Source organism: Paenibacillus sp. MDV22-iso6 (assembly GCF_058408365.1).
In genome coordinates this window covers 142,030-160,720 of record NZ_JBZVDZ010000001.1, presented here as the reverse complement: position 1 = coordinate 160,720, position 18,691 = coordinate 142,030, and the positions used below count along the sequence as shown (strand labels likewise).

Sequence of the window (18,691 nt, the reverse complement as noted above, 5' to 3'; positions counted from 1 at the left end):
CAACCTAATGTACAAGGGGATTTCATTGTTAAATACTACTTATTTAAGCTTTCCAGTGTCCGGACACCGGATGAATGCCCCAGATATCAGTCGCATACTCACTGATGGTACGATCACTGGAGAAAATGCCGGAATGAGCCGTATTCAGCACTGCCTTGCGTGTCCAGCCCGATACATCGCGGTACGCCGAATCAATGGCAGCATGCGCATCGGCATAGGCAGCAAAGTCACGTAACACAAAGTACTCGTCACCATGAGCCAGCAAGGAATCATAGATATCCCAGAATTCACCATCACGCTCACAGAACACTCCTGGGTGTACCAGCTGCTCCACGACCTCACGAATTCGTTCATCCTGCTGTACAATCTCATTCGGCCGATAACTGCCGGATCGGTAATATTCAAGCACCTCGTCTGCACTCAGACCAAAGATAAACATATTGTCTTGACCAACCTGCTCTGCCATCTCGACATTTGCGCCGTCCATGGTACCAATGGTTAACGCTCCGTTCATCATAAACTTCATGTTCCCCGTACCGGAGGCTTCCTTACCTGCGGTTGAAATCTGTTCGCTGACATCCGCGGCAGGAATGATTTTCTCGGCAAGAGAGACCGAGTAGTTTTCCAGGAAAAATACCTGTAGACGATCTTTCACAGCAGCATCACGATTGACCGTATCTGCCACCGTGTTAATCAACTTGATAATTTTCTTGGCAAAATAATAACTCGGCGCTGCCTTAGCTCCAAAAATGAACGTACGTGGCACGATATCAAACGAAGCATCGCTCTTGAGACGGTTATACAAATGCATAACATGCAGAATGTTCAGCAGCTGCCGTTTGTATCCATGCAGCCTTTTCACCTGTACGTCAAAGATGGAATCCGGATTGACCGCCTTCCCGGTATGATCCAGGATGTACGCGGCCAGTCGCTCCTTATTATTACGTTTAATGGAATGGAACTGCTGCTGGAATGAAGCATCGTCTGCAACGCCTACCAGCTCATTCAGTCTGCCCGGCTCCCTAATCCACTCACTTCCAATCGTATCTGTGATCAGATTCGATAGCTTCGGATTGGCATGCATTAGCCAGCGGCGATGGGTAATGCCATTGGTTTTGTTATTGAAGCGCTCGGGATATAGTGCATAGAACGGAGCCATTTCCCGTTCCTTCAATATTTCGGTATGCAATGCTGCGACACCGTTGACGCTATGACTGCCCACAATCGCCAGATGAGCCATCCGTACCTGATCATTCGCAACAATCGCCAAATGCTGGATACGATCCTGGTCTCCGGGATAACGTTCGAGCAGCATGCCACAGAAGCGTTTGTTTATCTCTTCAATAATCATGTAAATGCGCGGCAGCAGCTTGCTGATCATGGCTACAGGCCACTTTTCAAGCGCCTCACTTAGCGTTGTATGGTTGGTATATGATACGGTGCGGGTCGTAATATCCCATGCTTCATCCCATCCGTAGCCTTTGACATCGATCAGAATGCGCATCAGTTCGGGAATCACGAGTGTTGGATGCGTATCGTTGATATGGAACGCCACTTTATCCGGCAATCGATCATACGAAAGCTCCAGCTTATTAAATGTACGCAAAGCACTCTGTACGCCTGCCGAGCACATGAAATATTGCTGTTTCAGACGGAGCAGCTTGCCCTCGTATTGGGAATCATCCGGGTACAAGAACTCCGAGATCGATTCTACCGAACGGCTATAATCCAGATATCCGTAATAGTTCGAAGGGGTATCAAGCGAAGTCTCCCGCTTGGGCTCCGCACTCCACAATCGCAAGGTGTTTACATGGGGCTGGCCATAACCAATCACAGGCACATCATATGGTACAGCTACAACTGATTCGGCATCCTTCGTGACAAATTGATAATGCCCATCCTGTTCATAAGCCTCCACACGGCCCCAGAACTGCACTTCCACCTTTTTGTCCGGACGGCGCACTTCCCATTCATTGCCCTTCTCGAGCCAATTATCGGGTAATTCCACCTGATTGCCGTTAATAATTTTTTGCTCAAACAAGCCATATTTATATCGGATTCCGCATCCATGTCCTGCATAGCCAAGGGAAGCCAGTGAATCCAGAAAACAGGCCGCGAGTCTTCCCAGACCTCCGTTGCCGAGCCCTGCGTCCGCTTCCTGTTCTTCCACTTCTTCCAAAGAGAAACCCAATTCAGCCAGACTGTCACGAACGAGTTCCAATTCATTCACATTTAACAGGTTGTTGCCGAGCAGACGTCCAATCAGGAATTCCAGCGAGAAGTAATAGACCTGTTTATCCTGGCGCTGCTTAAACCCCTGATTCGACGCCGCCCAATCTTGACCCGCATATTCGCGGATCATGCTTCCAAGTACGTGATAGACATCCTCCTGCGTTGCTTCTGCTAGTGGTTTGCCCAATTTGCTGACCAGATTGCGTCTAAAAATACTCTTGAACGTTTCCTTGTTGTCAAACAAAAGAAGGTTCCTCCCGGTGAAATCCTGTAGGATGTGGCGGTTCATACACTCAAGTGCTCAATGTTCTGCAAAGTGGCCGTTACGGGTACGAATCGTTCTTTCGATCGCTGTTATCCCTGTATTTTCTTTATTCTATTATTCAGATGTGAAAATACAGTGATAAAGGCGAACGCTACGCTTCTTCAGAATCGATTTCGTTCCCTGCACTACGTTTGCACGTTGGCAAGCACAATCGAAGTTGCATTTCAACTTTCGCTCATGAACCTTAAATCCATCCTACAGGATTTTTATTTTATATATATTTATAGATGATATCGGTTAAGTGTTGGTATTAGATAATAGTACTCTTCGCCAGAATATATGGGTTCGACGGGTCGCCGATCAGCGTCTGGCCGCCGCTTAGCTTCACATCTTTGTCGAGAATGACGTTCTCCAGAACGGCGCCTTCTCCGATGTAGCATTTTTGCATAATAATGGAACCTTTAATTTTGGCACCTTTCGCCACATGCACCCCACGGAACAGGATGCTGTCCTCCACTTCCCCACCCACAATACAGCCGTTCGCGAGCAAGGAATGTTTGACCTCAGCAGAGTCCAGATATTTGGCAGGTGCCTCGTATTTAATCTTGGTTTGAACAGGCTGTTCCTTGAACAGCTGCTCATACAATCCGCTATTCAACAATTCCAGACTGTTGCGGTAATAGCTATCAATCGAATTGATCACGGCGTGATAGCCATCATAGGCATACGCAGCAATGTTCAAGCCATCCGGATTTTTCTGAATCACATCACGGAAGAAATGGCTTTCCCCATGAGCGATGCAGCGCTGCACCTGGCGCAGGAACAGTTCTTTTTCCATAATGAAAATTTCTGTATATATATTCGGGTGATCAGCGCTTTGGTGAATGTCCACCACATTACCGTTCCCGTCATCTTCAACTTTGACACAGGCGTTATGCTCAGGCAGCAGTTGATCCACTTTTTTGCAGACCAGCGTTACATCCGCGCCTTTGCTTATATGGTACCTGTATACATCCTGCAGATCTGCTTTGGTTACGTGCCGACTACCTGCATGGACTACATATTGCCCTGAACCCCGGCGGAAGAAATCGAGATTATTGTGAAAATGCTGCAAATCCCCTTGTGACGTATCGGTTGGATCGTTCCAGTCCGGTGGCAAAATAAACATGCCGCCATGCTTGCGATCCAGATCCCACGGCTTGCCATCTCCCAGATGATCCATGAGTGAACGGTACTTGCGACGTACAAATACGCCGATACTCTCAATGCCAGCATTCATCATATTGGATAACACAAAATCAATCAGACGGTAACGACCGGCATAAGGCACCGCGGCTCCGCAGCGAAAGTACGTCAATTCCTTCAATTCCTCAAGCTCATGGTCAAGGTTAATAACTCCGATCAATGGTTTCATCGCATGCACCGTCCTTTGGGGTTTAGATTAGGCTTTACTTGTCATTCCCTCGAGAAGCTGACGTTCCAGTTCTTCCTGATCGACCAGTAATATATCACTCTCATCCTCAGGGGCGGGTGACAGATGTACTCCATCCGGGATCACCAATCCTTCGGCAATAATAGCTTTGTGAATGCGTACATTTTGACCGATCTTCACTTTTGGCATGATCACTGAATCGGTTACGGAACTGTTCTCTCCCACCTCAATACCGTAGAACAACACCGAGTGTTTAACCTCACCATGTACCACACTACCTTCACTGATGATGCAATTCCGTACCTTCGCCGATGGTGAAATATATTGCGCAGGCTGATTCGGATTACGAGTATAGATACGCCAATCCGGATCGTTCAGGTTAAACGGCGTTTCCTCATCCAGCAGGTCCATATTGGATTCCCACAGACTGTGGATTGTACCGACGTCCTTCCAATACCCTTCAAATGGATAAGCGTATAGTGATTTTTCATTTTCAAGCAGCAAGGGAATGATATCTTTGCCAAAATCATAGGAGGTGGATGCCTGCTGTTCGTCCTGGATCAGGAAGCGTTTCAGTACATCCCACTTGAAGAGATAGATACCCATGGAAGCAAGCGTGCTCTTGGGTTCAGGAGGTTTTTCTTCGAATTCATAGATGCGATAATCATCGTGGGTGTTGAGCAACCCGAACCGGCTGGCTTCTTCCAACGGAACGTCAATGACCGATATGGTGCAATCTGCATCCTTTTCTTTATGGTATTGAAGCATTTTCTCGTAATCCATTTTATAGATATGATCCCCTGACAAGATGAGCACATGCTCAGGATCGAATTGTTCGATAAAATTCAGGTTACGGTAGATCGCATCCGCCGTACCGCGGTACCAGCTACTGCCGTCTTCACGTTCATGAGGAGGAAGTACATATACCCCGCCATTTTTGCGGTCCAGATCCCAATCACTGCCAATGCCGATATAAGAGTGCAGCACCAGTGGTTCGTATTGGGTCAATACACCGACCGTGTCGATGCCAGAATTGGAGCAATTACTTAGAGGAAAATCAATGATGCGGTAGGTTCCGCCAAAATAAACAGCAGGCTTGGCCAGTGATTTGGTCAGTCCCTTTAATCTTTTGCCTTGCCCTCCAGCGAGCAGCATCGCTACAACTTCTTTTTTTGCCATCATTACAGCCTCCTCCATGTGCATTCGTTCTAAATCATTTCAGAGCCCATAATCCGATATGCTGTTGTGTGGACACTTTTGTCATGATTAGGAGCATGCTGTACAGACTATGTTGCTCGGAAATTCCAGCCAAACGTTATTCTTTGTAATGTCTGAAAGTAGATGATACATGCAGAATTGCCTGTACTTGTTGTGTAGAGGTGATAGGTGGATGTAAAAATCAAGGTGTACCCGTGTAAAATGCAATACACTACTCCTATATAACATTAAACACGAAACGGGCTGAGGAATCTTGCTGGAAAACTTCGACAAAAGTTTAAGTGGATATCACTCCTTCCTTTATGCCGCTGTTATTAAATATTGTATTCGCTGATGGGTCTGCAAAATCCTTTTGGAAAACTTTTGGGGATTTATTTATCGCTTAATATTCGCCAGAAAACCTACTCCTCCGAAGCAACATAGCGCTCACTGCATTCACGAGTAAAGAAAAAACGCAGAAACCAAGTTATGGTTTCTGCGCTCCAATAATTACGGATACGATGCTCTCCTGCAGCTGATCTGCATTTTCCGTTTGATACGGATCGGCATTGAAAATAATAGCATCGGCAATATAGCCTTCTGCAATCTGTCCCAATTCGTTGCCACGACCCAGAATATCAGCAGCGTTTGACGTCGCAGATTGCCACGCCTCTGCCCGGGTCAGGCCATAATCGATCAGCGTATCCAGTTCTTGCAGATTATAGCCATGCAGTGAAGGTGTGGCGTAATCGGTACCGAAACCGAAACGGACTCCTGCTCTTTTGGCATATCCGATGGCAGTAGAATGAGCTTCTGCAGCGCGCGCTGCACGATCACTGATGACAGTAGGCAACGCCAGCACGCCTTTTGGATCTGCGGCAATACGATATATCGATGTGGTCGGCACAAAGGCCGTTCGGGACTGCGCAAGCCTGCCCGCCTGATCCTCTGATAAGAACATTCCATGTTCCACCGATTCCACCCCGGCCTGAATAGACCAGTCTATCGTCACTCCACCCCAGGTATGAACCAGCACCTTTTTATGGTTGGCATGGGCATGTCGAACGATGAATGCGAACTCTTCCTCCGAAAATACAGGATCGAGCACTTGTTCCGTAGGGGCTCCCAGCCCACCTGTAGCCATAATTTTAACCCATCCTGCGCCTGTATCAAAAATTCCGTTCAGCCGTTGTTCTAGATGCTTCACACCACGGGCATCTGCCGCTCCCAGCATTTCACTGCTGGTTTCAACTCTTAAGGGGTGTTGATAGTGCTGAGCGAGATGTCGAGCAGTGCTTGGTAACATTCCACCTGCATCACGAGCCGTAGTTACTCCCGTCCGGAGGGTGGCTGCAAAAGCTTGCGCTTGCATCACTTCAACCTCGTGGCTGTCACGCTTTAATTGATCCGCATGGTCAAAGTCTGTCCAGGCTAGATGCGTATGAAGATCAATAACTCCGGGACTTATCCATATATCTGTACCCGGAAGCGATGAGTTATCATTCTGCGGCACGGATTCTGTAACAGATGCAAACCGGCCATTCTGAATCGAGATATCGAACCGTTTGCCTTTAATGCCTGCTATAAAGATATGTTTGAAGCTTTGCTCTTCCGATTTTACCTGGGTCATATTCATTTCCCCCAAACGAGGCGAACAGCCTGGACTGCATGCTCATGGTCCTCATTCAATAATGCCGCAATGGTCGCAACAGCTTCCTCCACTCCTGCCAAGGACGCATTAACTCCAAAATGATTAATTCGCAGAAGCTGACCAAAAAGTTCCCCATCCCCCGGAGCAACGATGCCGATCGGCTGATCGATATGCAACTTCTCCTCCCCGGAAATTCGAACCGTGGTTGTGAGAGTCGAATAAGTTCTGTTATCTTTTTGCCAAGGCTCCAGACCCAGGGCCTGAATTCCCGCTATAGCAGATAACGCAGCCTGTTCATGACGCTTGATCACCTGCTCCAAGCCTTCAGACTCAATAGCTGTCAAAGCCAAAATCAGTGCTCTGGCTTCCAGCGTTGGAATGTTGGGAGGAACGCGGACGGGTGCAGCCCCATCGCCTGGTGGCTTCAGATCAAGCAAAGACAGGATGGAGTTGCGCGGTGCATGCGCATTGGATTCGAGAAATTCCCATCCACGCGGCGAAATGCTTACTGCGCTGATGCCGTTAGGCCCAGCCAGGGCTTTTTGTGCACCCACAGCTACAAAATCAACACCCCATTCATCGACCGGCAGAGGCTCTCCCCCAATCGCTGATACAGAGTCGCTCACCGTAATCAGGTTATGGGCACGCGCAATCTTTATGATTTCTTCTGCGGGATTCGATCCACCTGTAACCACCTCTGCTTGAACAAAGGATAGTGCGGACGGTTGATACTTTTCAATCGCAGCAGCTACCTTCTCCACAGGTACAACTTCATCAAAAGGAACTTTGACTTCAATAACCGTTGCCCCTCCACGTTCAAGCCACTGACCAAACAAACTGCCATAAGGCCCTGTTACGACATTAACTATCGTACGACCCGGTGCAGATATTCCAGCTGCCACGGCCTCTATGCCCAAGATGGCCTCACCCGGGATGATCACAGGAGGATACTTCGTAGACAAGAGCCTGGAGAGCAATTGTGTAAGCGTATCGTATTCCGACAGGGTAAGGGGTATGTTTCCTTTATATTGTTGGCTCATATAAACCTCCTAAAGAACTTGATTTCGGCATCTTTGGAACTGCGGACAGCAGCTCTCGGCTGTATGCCGTTTCAGGTCGTGTGAAGAATTGATCTTTGGGACTAATCTCCACAAGCTGACCCTGCCGCATGACTGCTACCGTATCGCTAATGGCATGGATAACTCCAAGATCATGAGAAATGAACAGTAACGTAAGATTAAGTTCCCTCTTAAGTGAATTGAACAGATCGAGCACACTCCGCTGCACAGAAACATCCAGTGCACTTGTCGGCTCATCCGCAATTAGCAGACTCGGCTCTACGCTTAATGCACGTGCAATGGCGATCCGTTGGCGCTGACCGCCGGAGAATTCATGCGGATACTTGTCCAGTACCCTGCTTTCCAACTGAACACGGGCCAAGAGATCTCTCGATCTTTTCTCCACCTGTGAACGGTCTACAATGCGATGAAACAACAGCGCTTCAGCAAGAATCTGCCGAATGGAATGTTTGGGATTCAGTGAAGCATCCGGATTTTGGAAGATCATCTGTATGCTTTTATACTGCTCACGACTTCTCTTCTTCTTTAATTGCTGATCTCCCAGCAAAATCTGCCCCTCATCTGGCGTAATTAACCCGGCAATGACTCTCGCAAGGGTAGATTTGCCCGAACCGGACTCACCAACAAGACCAAGCGTGGTATGCCTCTGAAGATTTAGTGTGATGTTATCCAGCGCAGTAAAGTCACCATATTGAACCGTAACATTCTGAACCTGCAAAGCTAGTTCCATAGTTATTCGCTCCCTTCTAGCTTCGGTAAAGGAAGCACCGAGTTAATAAGCATCTCGGTGTAAGGATCTTGCGGGTTTTGCAAAAGGCCAAGCGAATCCCCGTGCTCCACGATCCGCCCTTGCTTCATCACGCACAGCTTCGAGCACAGCGTCGCTGCAATCGCCAGATTATGTGTTACAAACACCATGGCGAATCCCAGTTCACGCTGCAAACGTTGGATCGTTTCTATAATTTGACGCTGCACAGTAACGTCCAGTGCCGTTGTTGGCTCATCACAGAGCAGAATGCCTGGCTTGCACGCCAGAGCCAATGCAATGACTACCCGCTGACACTGCCCACCTGACAGCTGGCTAGGGTATCGATCCTCACGCTTCAATGAGTCGGGAAGCCCCAACAGTTCAAGTAATTCCAGCGCTGCTACCCTGGAGGCCTTCCTGCTTAACTTTTGCCTGTAATAGACAACTTCCGCCAGCTGTTTAACAACGGGACAGAGCGGATCGAGCGCACCTCTCGGGTCTTGAAACACCATGGCGCTGTTCACATCACTCCGAATGGTTCCACCCGTCTGCTCCACACCGCTTGGTAACAGTCCCAGAATGGAACGAAGAGTTAGTGATTTACCGGAGCCGGATTCACCTACTAATCCCAGGCTCTCCCCTCGCCCAAGCGAGAAATGTACATCTTGAACTAATTTTTGATTTGACTTGGTTGACAGAGATAGTGCCTTGACTTCAAGAATCGGTTCAGTGGACATTATTTTTTCCTCCATACATCGGCCAATCCATCACCGACAAGCGACAAAGCAATTCCCGTGTAAACGACTGCAAATCCCGGAACTGCCGAGAGCCACCAGGCTGTCGTGATAAAGGATTGTCCATCCGAGATCATCGTGCCCCAATCCGGGGTCGGTGGTGCGATGCCAATGCCCAGGTATCCAAGTGTAACAATCGCCACCAGCAGCCCCACCATATCCGTCATGAGGACAACGATCGCCTGAGGTAATACATTGGGCAGGAGATGACGAAGGATAATCCGTATTCCCGGCAAGCCCAACGTCTGTGCGGATGCGATCCATTCCTGCTTGCGGTACGATGCACTCAGCCCCCTGACGACACGTGCAAAGACAATCCAGCCAACGAGCATAAACGTAATATAAATCCCCCGCTCACCTGCTCCACTGGCAAAAGCCACAATAATGACGATGAGATAAAAAGGGAAAGCGATAAATGTATCGGTGACCAACGATATGATCTTATCAGTCCATTTTCCGTAATACCCTGCGAGCATCCCTAGAAATACGCCCATGCAAAAAGGTACAATTTCCGCCAGCACCATAATGCTCAAATCGGTTCGCGCGGCATAAATCAGTCTAGTGAACAAATCACGTCCCAGTTGGTCTGTGCCCAACCAATGTTCAGCAGACGGAGGTTGCAAAAAGGCACTCAAATTTTGCTCCGAAGGGTCATAAGGACTAATCCACGGTATGATTACAGTCAAGATGATCAGCACGGCAAACATCACACTTCCCACAAGCAGGGAAGGAGTTTTCAATATACGATTCATGAGACTGGTGTTTTGGCTGTCTTCATATAACTGAGGTTCTATTTGTATCGTTTTCATGGTTTTCCTTTCGTTCTGGGATCAAGCCACCTGGAAAGAAGCTCTACCAGGAGACTGATGATCACAACAGATACAGCACAGTAAAGGGCTATGCCTTGAATGACCGGGAAATCCCGTTTGGAAATGGAACTAAACAAAAGACTGCCAATTCCTTTGATACCAAATACCTGTTCAACGACCAATGTGCCGCCAATGAGATAAGAAATATTAACACCAAGAAGGATCAGCGTCGGTAGCGCCGCATTGCGTAGGACATGTTTGAATAGAATGACCCGGCTCGGTAATCTCGCAGCCTTCAATGTAACTACAAAATCAGATTCCAGTACTTCAAGCATCTGAGCTCTCAATGAACGAACCAATGTCGGAATCTGTGAAAAAGCCACGGTAATGGCGGGAAGTGTCAAACTGTATAAGGTGCCCCACCACCCTTCCCCAACTCCACCAACGGGAAACCAGTGAAGATGAACACTCAGCAGCAGAATCAAAAGGATGCCAACCCAGAAGATTGGCATACCTAGCGTTACCGTAGGAAAAATACGTATCAAATGATCCAGCAGCTTATCCTTGTGTGTAGCGGCCAATGTAGCAAGCACGAGTGCAATGACAATTGACAATGCACATGCCATGCCAATGAGCAGCAAGGTAACGGGTGCACGATCAGCAATTAATTCTCTAGTGGAGGTTCCGTTAATAATGGAGTTGCCGGTATCCCCCTGAGTGAACAGTGTCTTCACAAACCTTATGAATTGTTCCCCCAGCGGCAGATCCAGCCCGAGAGCATGGTGCATGCTCTCCACGGCCTCGGGCGTGCTGTACTCGCCAAGAATCATTTTAGCAGGATCTCCTGGTACCATTCTGATGAGAAAAAAGACTGCTGTCATCACACAAAGGATCACTGCCAACGCTCTTCCCACAGTACTGATCAACCAGAACTTCTTCATTTCTGAATACGAACGTCTTCAAAACGCACACTGCCATTAGGCAAAACAACAATGCCATCTACTGAAGAACGAACGCCAATCAGAATATCCGGATAATAAAGTGGAATGTAAGGCACTTCATCGGCAAGCGTTTGAAGCAATTTGGAGTATATTTCGGCACGGCCATCGCCGTCCGGTGTTTGTTGACCTTTATACAGAAGCTTGGTTACTTTATCATTGGTGTAATGCGTCCAGTAAGATTTGCTGAAGCCATCAGGGTCAGTCTGGAACGCAACGATTGAGTTCGCTTCTGGAGAATCGGCTTGCCCACTGTTCAGCATCGCTGCGAAATCATAAGCAAAGAATCGTTCACGGAAGGTAGCCAGTTCAATCGATTCAATCTCGATATTAATGCCAATTTGTTTCCCCGCTGCCTGAATGATTTGCGCTTCTTGCGCTCTAGTGCTGTTGCCTGAAGCTACAAGCAGTTTTGTAGTAAATCCATCAGGGAAGGCCGATTTAGCAAGTTCCGCTTTGGCTGCATTTACATCAAAATTTAATGCCTTGAGAGTATCATTCGAATTGTAAGGAATCGTTGTAGGCAGCAATGAATTAGCAGTCTGTGCGTAACCAAAGGTAAGCGCCTTAGTCAGACCGTCACGATCAAGTGCCAGAGCCAATGCCCGGCGAACATGCACATCGGAAAAATGCTTATCCAACGTATTAAAGAACAATTGCTCTGTCACCCAGCTGCCGTTGGTTACAACGGTTGTATCCGCGCCATTTTTGATTTCATCAGCATTTTGCAGAGCCAGCGACTCAATCGCATCTACTTCTCCCGCCTTCAACTGGTTGATTGCTTGGCTGTCATCTTCTATCAGCTTGTAAACCAGCTTATCAACCGATGGCTTTCCTTCTTGCCAGTAGTGAGTGTTCTTCGTAAAGGTCACATCGCCTGCAGGGTCCCACTGTTCAACCACGAACGGTCCTGTACCTACCGGCTTCTTAAAAAATTCTTCCTCGGTAACTCCGCCAAAATTGTTCGGAATAATACCGTTCGAGAAGTTGGAAAGCTCAGAGATAAATGGCGTATACGGCTCTTTAAGCGTAATCACCAATGTATGGCTATCCGTTGCTTTGACAGTGTCTACCTTGGCCGATATTGCCAATGGGCCACCCACCTTCAAATGGCGCTCCAGCGAGAATACGGCATCCTCAGCCGTAACATCTGTGCCGTTGGAGAACTTCAAGCCATCACGCAACACAAACGTATACGTCAAACCGTCATCACTGATGTTATGCGACTTGGCAAGCCAGTCCACAATCTCGCCCTTGTTGTCAAAAGCAACCAAAGGTTCAAATACTTTATCAATGGCAAAAGCATTGTTCGATGTAATCTGATTATGCAAATCAAACGAGGTTACGGAAGCCGGCCGACCATATACAAAAGTCCCCCCCGTTGCAGTCTCGTCCGTCTTTGAATTTTCATCCGTACCTTGGCTCGTGCCTGGCTGGGCTGCTGCATTGGGAGCAGGATCATTGGTCGATCCGGAGCAACCGCTAACGATTACCAATAATAGAACGGCTAACGCTCCTACCCATAATGACTTTCTCGTTGATGATTTAAACTGTGACATGACTGACTCTCCCCTTCCAATAAAGCTTATGTGTTTAGTATGGATTGATTATGGATTAAAGCACCCCCTCTGTCAAACAAAAAATAATGACTATTGCGAGATAAAACTATTTTATCCAATGAAGGAAATGAATCCGTATTTATAAGGCTCAGAAGCACGTGACACATCAAAAAAGCCAGAATATATTCTGGCTCTCTCTTTGTTCTTAACTTTATATGATTTTGCGGAATAGCTCCATCACTTCATCCCTGGAAGGTTGATACGGATTGCCCGGTGCACAAGCATCTTTCATGGCATTATCCGCCAGCAATTCAACATCAGGATCTTTCACACCCAATTCTGACAGTTTCTCAGGAATGCCTACCTCCTTGGAAAGCTGACGAATGGCTTCGATCACGTACTCCGAGCACTCCTCATCCCGTTTTCCTTTTACATCCATACCGATTGCCTTGGCAATATGACGGAATTTACCTGGTACATGCTTTGCATTCAATTCCTCTACATAAGGGAGCAACATCGCGTTACATACCCCATGCGGAAGGTCATAGACTCCACCAAGTTGATGGGCCATCGCATGTACATAGCCCAAGCCTGCATTGTTAAAAGCAATCCCGCCAAGAAAACACGCATACGTCATATGCTCTCTTGCTTCCAGATCACTACCATCCCTGACCGCTCTGGGCAAATATTCAAAGATCAGCTCAACGGCAGCAGCCGCTGTAGCACTCGTCACCGTGAACCCGCCAGGCGTCACCATGGCTTCCACCGCATGGGTCAATGCATCCATGCCCGTGGCCGCTGTAAGACTGGCTGGCTTGCTCAGCATCAGTTCCGGGTCATTCACCGACAAGTCAACGAGACTGTTTCGATCCACCATCACCATTTTCACCTTACGTTCCTCATCTGTAATCACGTAGTTCATGGTCACCTCACTCGACGTGCCAGCCGTTGTGTTAATGGCAACAAGCGGCACGGACTTGTGTTTCGATTGATGCAAACCTTCATAATCACGGATATGTCCACCGTTGGTTGCTACAATGCCAATTCCTTTGGCAGCATCCTGAGGTGAACCTCCGCCTATCGATATAATGGCGTCACAGCCATGAACCTGAAATACCTGAAGTCCGTCATGTACATTCTGACAGGTGGGATTGGGCTGAACCTCATCATATACCACATAGTCTAACCCTGATTTTCTTAGTATAGACAGCACTTGTTCAGCAACGCCGGAAGAAATCAATCGACGATCAGTTACGACAAGCGCTTTGCGAATACCCATATTCTCAATCATCTTGCCTGCTTCGTGTAAACATCCTCTGCCCATCAAGTTCACGGGCGGAACATAATAAGCGTGTGTTGCCATCTGAACCAGCCTCCTGTTACCCCTGATTTACTATCTTTATTGTAACTGAATCCGTTTTCAGATATAGTGAAATAAATCACAACCGAGTTGATAAATGTTTCATTTGCACGGAATTATCTAAGAATTATCCAATAATCATGAATGCTCTTCAGTAACTTGCTTATCTGTGCTTGAATTAAAAAGGGTAACTTGATCTTGGATTCACAAGTTTCACCGCTCGAATCAAAAAACAGGGGCTATCCCTGGTCATTTTCATGACTTCGGGACAGCCCCTACAGATATTCAGTAATTTAGAAGCTCCTGAATCGGCATGTAATAGACGGGATAAGCTCTGCCTTGATCAAAACCAAGCTTACCCGCTATCGCGATGGAATCATGACGGAATTCCTCTGTCGTCCAGTGTGGAACACAATTCCGTTCCAGAACGGATTGCACATAAGCGCTTGCCATGGCCGTAGCCAGGCCCTTGCCACGGTGTATCGGATCGTAGGTGTTGATGCCTGTTTCATGGTGAATGTCACTGACAAACACAGAGATACATGTACCTACAACCTGCCCTTCATATACCGTGCATGTGCCTGCTCCGTATCGGAAGAAGTCCACCAGCGAATGCCAGAATTTCAAAATTTCCTGTTCAATGATACAGCTTTTGTCCTCCAGCATTACAGCTCGATCGATAATTTGAAGCTTATATCCCGGAGGAACGAACAAGGAGCTGGAACTGCGTTCCAGCCACTGTTCATACTTCGCAAGATTGAATTGAAAAGGAACTCGCAATCCTTCTCGCAAACGCCCATTGAACATGTGATCCAGGACGGGAGACCAATCTGAGCCGGGCTCGGGGTAAACTTCAAGATTCAGCATGTCTTCGCCAGCATCTAACGCTTCAGGTAATAGCTCCTGAACAAGTACCTCCCTAACAAGGCTAATGAATTGTTCATTATCCGATCTTCCGATCAGGTAAAACATTTCGTTTTCGGCCCAAATCAGGGCGCTTTTCGGCGCATGAAGCTGGTCTGCATAGACACGCCCCCGTTGAAGTCTCGCAAGCACTCCACCCATAACCACATTCCCGTTCGTTCCCGAGATGAAGGGCGCTAATTGCTTCCTTTGGGACGGTTGATCCAGTAAAACCAACATGGTATAACCTCGCATTCTTTGTATAGTTAGGGAAATGAATACATTCAAATCCGCCCTGCCTCAGAATGCTGTAACGTCAGGTTTTTTCCTCGTTCCCTTTCACCTCTTCGACCTTTATTTTTATTTTTCGCTTACAGTGCTTTATCGTCTACTGCGTCCAACCAGGCTTCGATATCGCCGATGACGGAGGATACGCAGCCGTCTTCAAACGGAGAATTCAAACCTGCCAGTTCTACCAATCCTGTGAAGGACAGGCTTCCTCCGGCTTTACATAATGTCAGATAGTCAGCCCATGCGGACTTCATATCCTGGTTACTGCGTTTCCAGAACTGGAATGCACAGATTTGTGCCAGTGTGTAGTCAATGTAATAGAACGGCGACGAGAAGATATGACCCTGTTTGTGCCAGAATCCGCCTTGTTCCAAATAGGCGTTATCTTTGTAATTGATGTGCGGCAGATAAGTCTTCTCAATATTGCGCCATGCCTGTTTGCGCTCCGCTGGTGTTGCATCCGGGTTTGCATAGACAAAATGCTGGAATTCATCGACTGCTACGCCATAAGGAATAAAGAGCAATCCGGAAGACAGGTGATCAAATTTGTATTTGTCCGTATCTTCCTTGAAGAACAATTCCATCCACGGCCATGTAAAGAATTCCATGCTCATGGAATGGATCTCTGCGGATTCATACGTCGGCCAGTTGTACTCAGGTACTTCGAAGTGACGACTCTCATATACCTGGAACGCGTGACCTGCTTCGTGTGTCAATACGTCGATATCGCCTGATGTACCGTTAAAGTTGGAGAAAATAAACGGCACTTTGTAATCGTTCAGGAAGGTGCAATAGCCCCCGCCCTGCTTGCCTTTTTTGCTCACCAAATCCATCAATTCATTGTCGGTCATCATCTGGAAAAACGTATCCGTTTCCGGTGACAATTCAGCGTACATTTTCTTACCATTGTCAATGATCCAGTCTGCATCCCCTTTAGGTGTCGGGTTCCCTGTCTTAAAGCTGAAGCCCTGATCATAAAAATAGAGGGTATCCACATCAATCCGGCTGCGCTGACGCTCTCTGAGCTTCGTCGCTACAGGCACGATATAATCACGGACTTGTGCTCTGAAATTGGACACCATCTCCGCGTTGTAATCCGTACGGTTCATACGGTCATAACCGAGTTCCACATATGTTGGATATCCCAGCTTCTTCGCGATCTGTGTACGCACTTTCACCAAATCGTCGTAAATGCGATCGAATTCAGCCTCATGTTCAGCCATGAACGTATATCTTGCTTCCGATGCACGTTCCCGCATGGAGCGATCCGTGGACAACTCAAAAGGATGCAACTGCGGCAATGTGCGTTCTTCACCTTCAAACGGAATTTTGGCCGAAGCAATCAGCTGGTTGTATTCCGTGGAAAGTTTGTTCTCTTTCTGAAGGTCCTCGATAATTTCAGGGCTGAATGTTTTCAGGGACAGATCCGCCAGCTGGAACAGCTGTGAACCCCATTTTTGTTCCAGTTCACCACGAAATTTGGAGTTTACCAATGCCCGGTAATAATCGGTGATGTATTCTTGAATGATTGGAGAGCTTTCATCCAGAAATTCATTTTCTTCTTTGTAAAATGTATCATTGGTATCAATCGAATGACGGATGTAGACCAATTGTGCCTGAGTCTCAAAGTCACTTCGCAAAGCGTTAATCTTGTCCATATATCCACTCTGCTCTTCAACCGTAGTCGCGGCTTCAAAACCACTCAGAAGCTCACGGAATGACGTTTTGATTTGTTCCAGATCGGGACGTGTATACGTATACTCACTAAATTTCATTTATGTACACCCTTTCCTGTTAGGCATATTTCGGGATTCCCCGAGTTGAACTAAACCCTATTATACAAAAGAGCAGCCTAAAAATCCCAACTTTACGAAAAATATTTGTCCATCGGTCAAATGCAGCTACATCACTCGTTACCTATGTTACGCATGAATGTTAGGTCCAATACACAAGTAAAAGATGCTGCGTCAGCAGGAAATGGGTTTTCCTCCGAGCAGCATCTCATTAAATCAGGAATAAGCGTATAAACAGAGCCGTTACTGCACGTTCACATACCAGTTAGAGTAATTGATCTGGCCGCTGCCTTTCGTAATTTCGGTTCCATACTCAACACTGCTTACATATTTGCTGTTGGTAAAGTAACTTTTGGAGATCAGATAATCAGTGAAGTTTTTGACGTTGATGCTAAAGTTGTTAGGGGATTTTGACTTCTTCAGGAACGAGTATACCCACCATTGATGCACTCCGTTGTCGGTAATCTCGCCGCGATACAGATCATAGGTTTGTCCACCAATGGATACATCCGAGAACACTTTGGAACCAATAGGACCTACACCGGAAGTCCAATCGTTCCAGATCATAATCTCCTCGGTGGGTGTGCTTGACCAGGTCGCATTGCCGATGTCATGCAGCCAGATATCATACGCATTATTATATTCCCCTGTAGTGTTGGACGCCTTAGAATAACTTACTCCGGTATTGATACTTTTGTTCGCAGACAATCGCGTTGGCAGCCCACTGCCTGGCGTGAAACCCTCAGTCCAGTGCCAGCCGCTGACAAGAGAAGGATAAGCTTTGACTCCACCGGCAGTCGTTGGCCAGTTCCAAACGTAACCCAGATCAGTATTACTGTTCACATACACGGACTGGGACCAGCCACTGACACTTGAGCTACCCCAGCTATTGTTGAATATATAATACTTGTTGTTGCTGAAATTAAGTTTGGCATACGCTGTGGAATCCGATGCTGCGCTGGCTGTAATTGGAACGGCCGCAATCAGTAATGACATGACCAGCAGCATCCATGCTTTCTTGCCTGATCTTTTTTTCATCTTCAAACCCATAATGTTAGCCTCCCGTAAATTTTAATGTAAACGCTTACAGATGTAAGTGTAAAACATTTCCATGTACAAGCATACCACTTAAATCCGACATTTTTTCATGCTATATTTAGACTTTTTGGCATTATATACAAATAAGCCCGCCTCGCATCCATTGCGAAGCCAGCTTATAGGCTTGTCTTTTCAAGTTTCTTTTCAATATACCCTAGTGTTGATCGTTGTCCATAATCTTGTAGAACCAGCCCATTCCGACCATTCCCACAACCATAATAATACCCATAATAATGATATATGTCATGAATGTAACCCCCCTGCTCCGTATTTCTTCACACTACTATCAGTTTACACGGTGAAACCCATTTTGAATTGACTGAACATTGACAAAAATACGAAATCTTCATTTCCACTCCATATATCGTGTCCTTTTTCATTGTAATTCCAACCGGTATGTCATTCATTCGATTATTCCACATCACCGGATCTGCATCCAAATGTTCACTTGCTGTCATTATCCAATCTCTCCTTTAATGCTT

The 18,691-nt window shown here is 47.0% G+C and carries 14 protein-coding genes; all 14 read right to left on the bottom strand.

Annotated elements, in window-relative coordinates:
* Positions 1-43: 43 nt before the first annotated feature.
* Positions 44-2,476 carry a glycogen/starch/alpha-glucan phosphorylase gene (locus AC4PM4_RS00800; RefSeq protein ID WP_090805749.1) on the bottom strand — a complete coding sequence of 811 codons (2,433 nt, stop codon included), beginning with the start codon at positions 2,474-2,476 and terminating at the stop codon, positions 44-46.
* 331 nt (positions 2,477-2,807) lie between these two features.
* Positions 2,808-3,911, bottom strand: coding sequence for a glucose-1-phosphate adenylyltransferase subunit GlgD (gene glgD / locus AC4PM4_RS00795; protein WP_491612462.1), 1,104 nt, complete (start codon positions 3,909-3,911; stop codon positions 2,808-2,810).
* A gap of 27 nt (positions 3,912-3,938) precedes the next feature.
* Positions 3,939-5,108 carry a glucose-1-phosphate adenylyltransferase gene (locus tag AC4PM4_RS00790; RefSeq protein ID WP_090805747.1) on the bottom strand — a complete coding sequence of 390 codons (1,170 nt, stop codon included), beginning with the start codon at positions 5,106-5,108 and terminating at the stop codon, positions 3,939-3,941.
* A 505-nt stretch (positions 5,109-5,613) separates the two neighbouring features.
* Positions 5,614-6,756, bottom strand: coding sequence for an amidohydrolase family protein (locus tag AC4PM4_RS00785; RefSeq protein ID WP_491612460.1), 1,143 nt, complete (start codon positions 6,754-6,756; stop codon positions 5,614-5,616).
* Between the two features lie 2 nt (positions 6,757-6,758).
* Complete coding sequence (locus tag AC4PM4_RS00780) at positions 6,759-7,817, bottom strand: pyridoxal-phosphate-dependent aminotransferase family protein (RefSeq protein ID WP_491612459.1); 1,059 nt, start codon at positions 7,815-7,817, stop codon at positions 6,759-6,761.
* Positions 7,801-8,586 (bottom strand): ABC transporter ATP-binding protein, encoded by a 786-nt coding sequence (locus AC4PM4_RS00775; RefSeq protein WP_491612458.1) that lies wholly within the window; start codon positions 8,584-8,586, stop codon positions 7,801-7,803. Before AC4PM4_RS00775 ends, AC4PM4_RS00780 begins: the two co-directional genes overlap by 17 nt.
* Positions 8,587-8,588: 2 nt before the next feature.
* On the bottom strand, positions 8,589-9,341 hold the full coding sequence (locus tag AC4PM4_RS00770) for an ABC transporter ATP-binding protein (protein WP_072732548.1): 753 nt from the start codon (positions 9,339-9,341) through the stop codon (positions 8,589-8,591).
* Positions 9,341-10,207, bottom strand: a complete 867-nt coding sequence (locus AC4PM4_RS00765; protein ID WP_090805739.1) for an ABC transporter permease — start codon at positions 10,205-10,207, stop codon at positions 9,341-9,343. The genes AC4PM4_RS00770 and AC4PM4_RS00765 overlap by 1 nt, the downstream gene beginning before the upstream one ends.
* A complete protein-coding gene (locus AC4PM4_RS00760; RefSeq protein ID WP_491612457.1) occupies positions 10,204-11,148 on the bottom strand; it encodes an ABC transporter permease in 945 nt (314 codons plus the stop codon). Before AC4PM4_RS00760 ends, AC4PM4_RS00765 begins: the two co-directional genes overlap by 4 nt.
* A complete protein-coding gene (locus tag AC4PM4_RS00755; RefSeq protein WP_064638877.1) occupies positions 11,145-12,764 on the bottom strand; it encodes an ABC transporter substrate-binding protein in 1,620 nt (539 codons plus the stop codon). Before AC4PM4_RS00755 ends, AC4PM4_RS00760 begins: the two co-directional genes overlap by 4 nt.
* A 211-nt stretch (positions 12,765-12,975) precedes the next feature.
* Positions 12,976-14,127, bottom strand: coding sequence for an iron-containing alcohol dehydrogenase (locus tag AC4PM4_RS00750; RefSeq protein ID WP_491612456.1), 1,152 nt, complete (start codon positions 14,125-14,127; stop codon positions 12,976-12,978).
* Between the two features lie 282 nt (positions 14,128-14,409).
* Positions 14,410-15,267 carry a GNAT family N-acetyltransferase gene (locus AC4PM4_RS00745; protein ID WP_491612454.1) on the bottom strand — a complete coding sequence of 286 codons (858 nt, stop codon included), beginning with the start codon at positions 15,265-15,267 and terminating at the stop codon, positions 14,410-14,412.
* A 131-nt stretch (positions 15,268-15,398) separates the two neighbouring features.
* Positions 15,399-17,093, bottom strand: a complete 1,695-nt coding sequence (locus AC4PM4_RS00740; protein ID WP_491612452.1) for a M3 family oligoendopeptidase — start codon at positions 17,091-17,093, stop codon at positions 15,399-15,401.
* A gap of 261 nt (positions 17,094-17,354) precedes the next feature.
* Positions 17,355-18,161, bottom strand: a complete 807-nt coding sequence (locus tag AC4PM4_RS00735; protein WP_231952556.1) for a glycoside hydrolase family 12 protein — start codon at positions 18,159-18,161, stop codon at positions 17,355-17,357.
* Positions 18,162-18,691 lie beyond the last annotated feature (530 nt).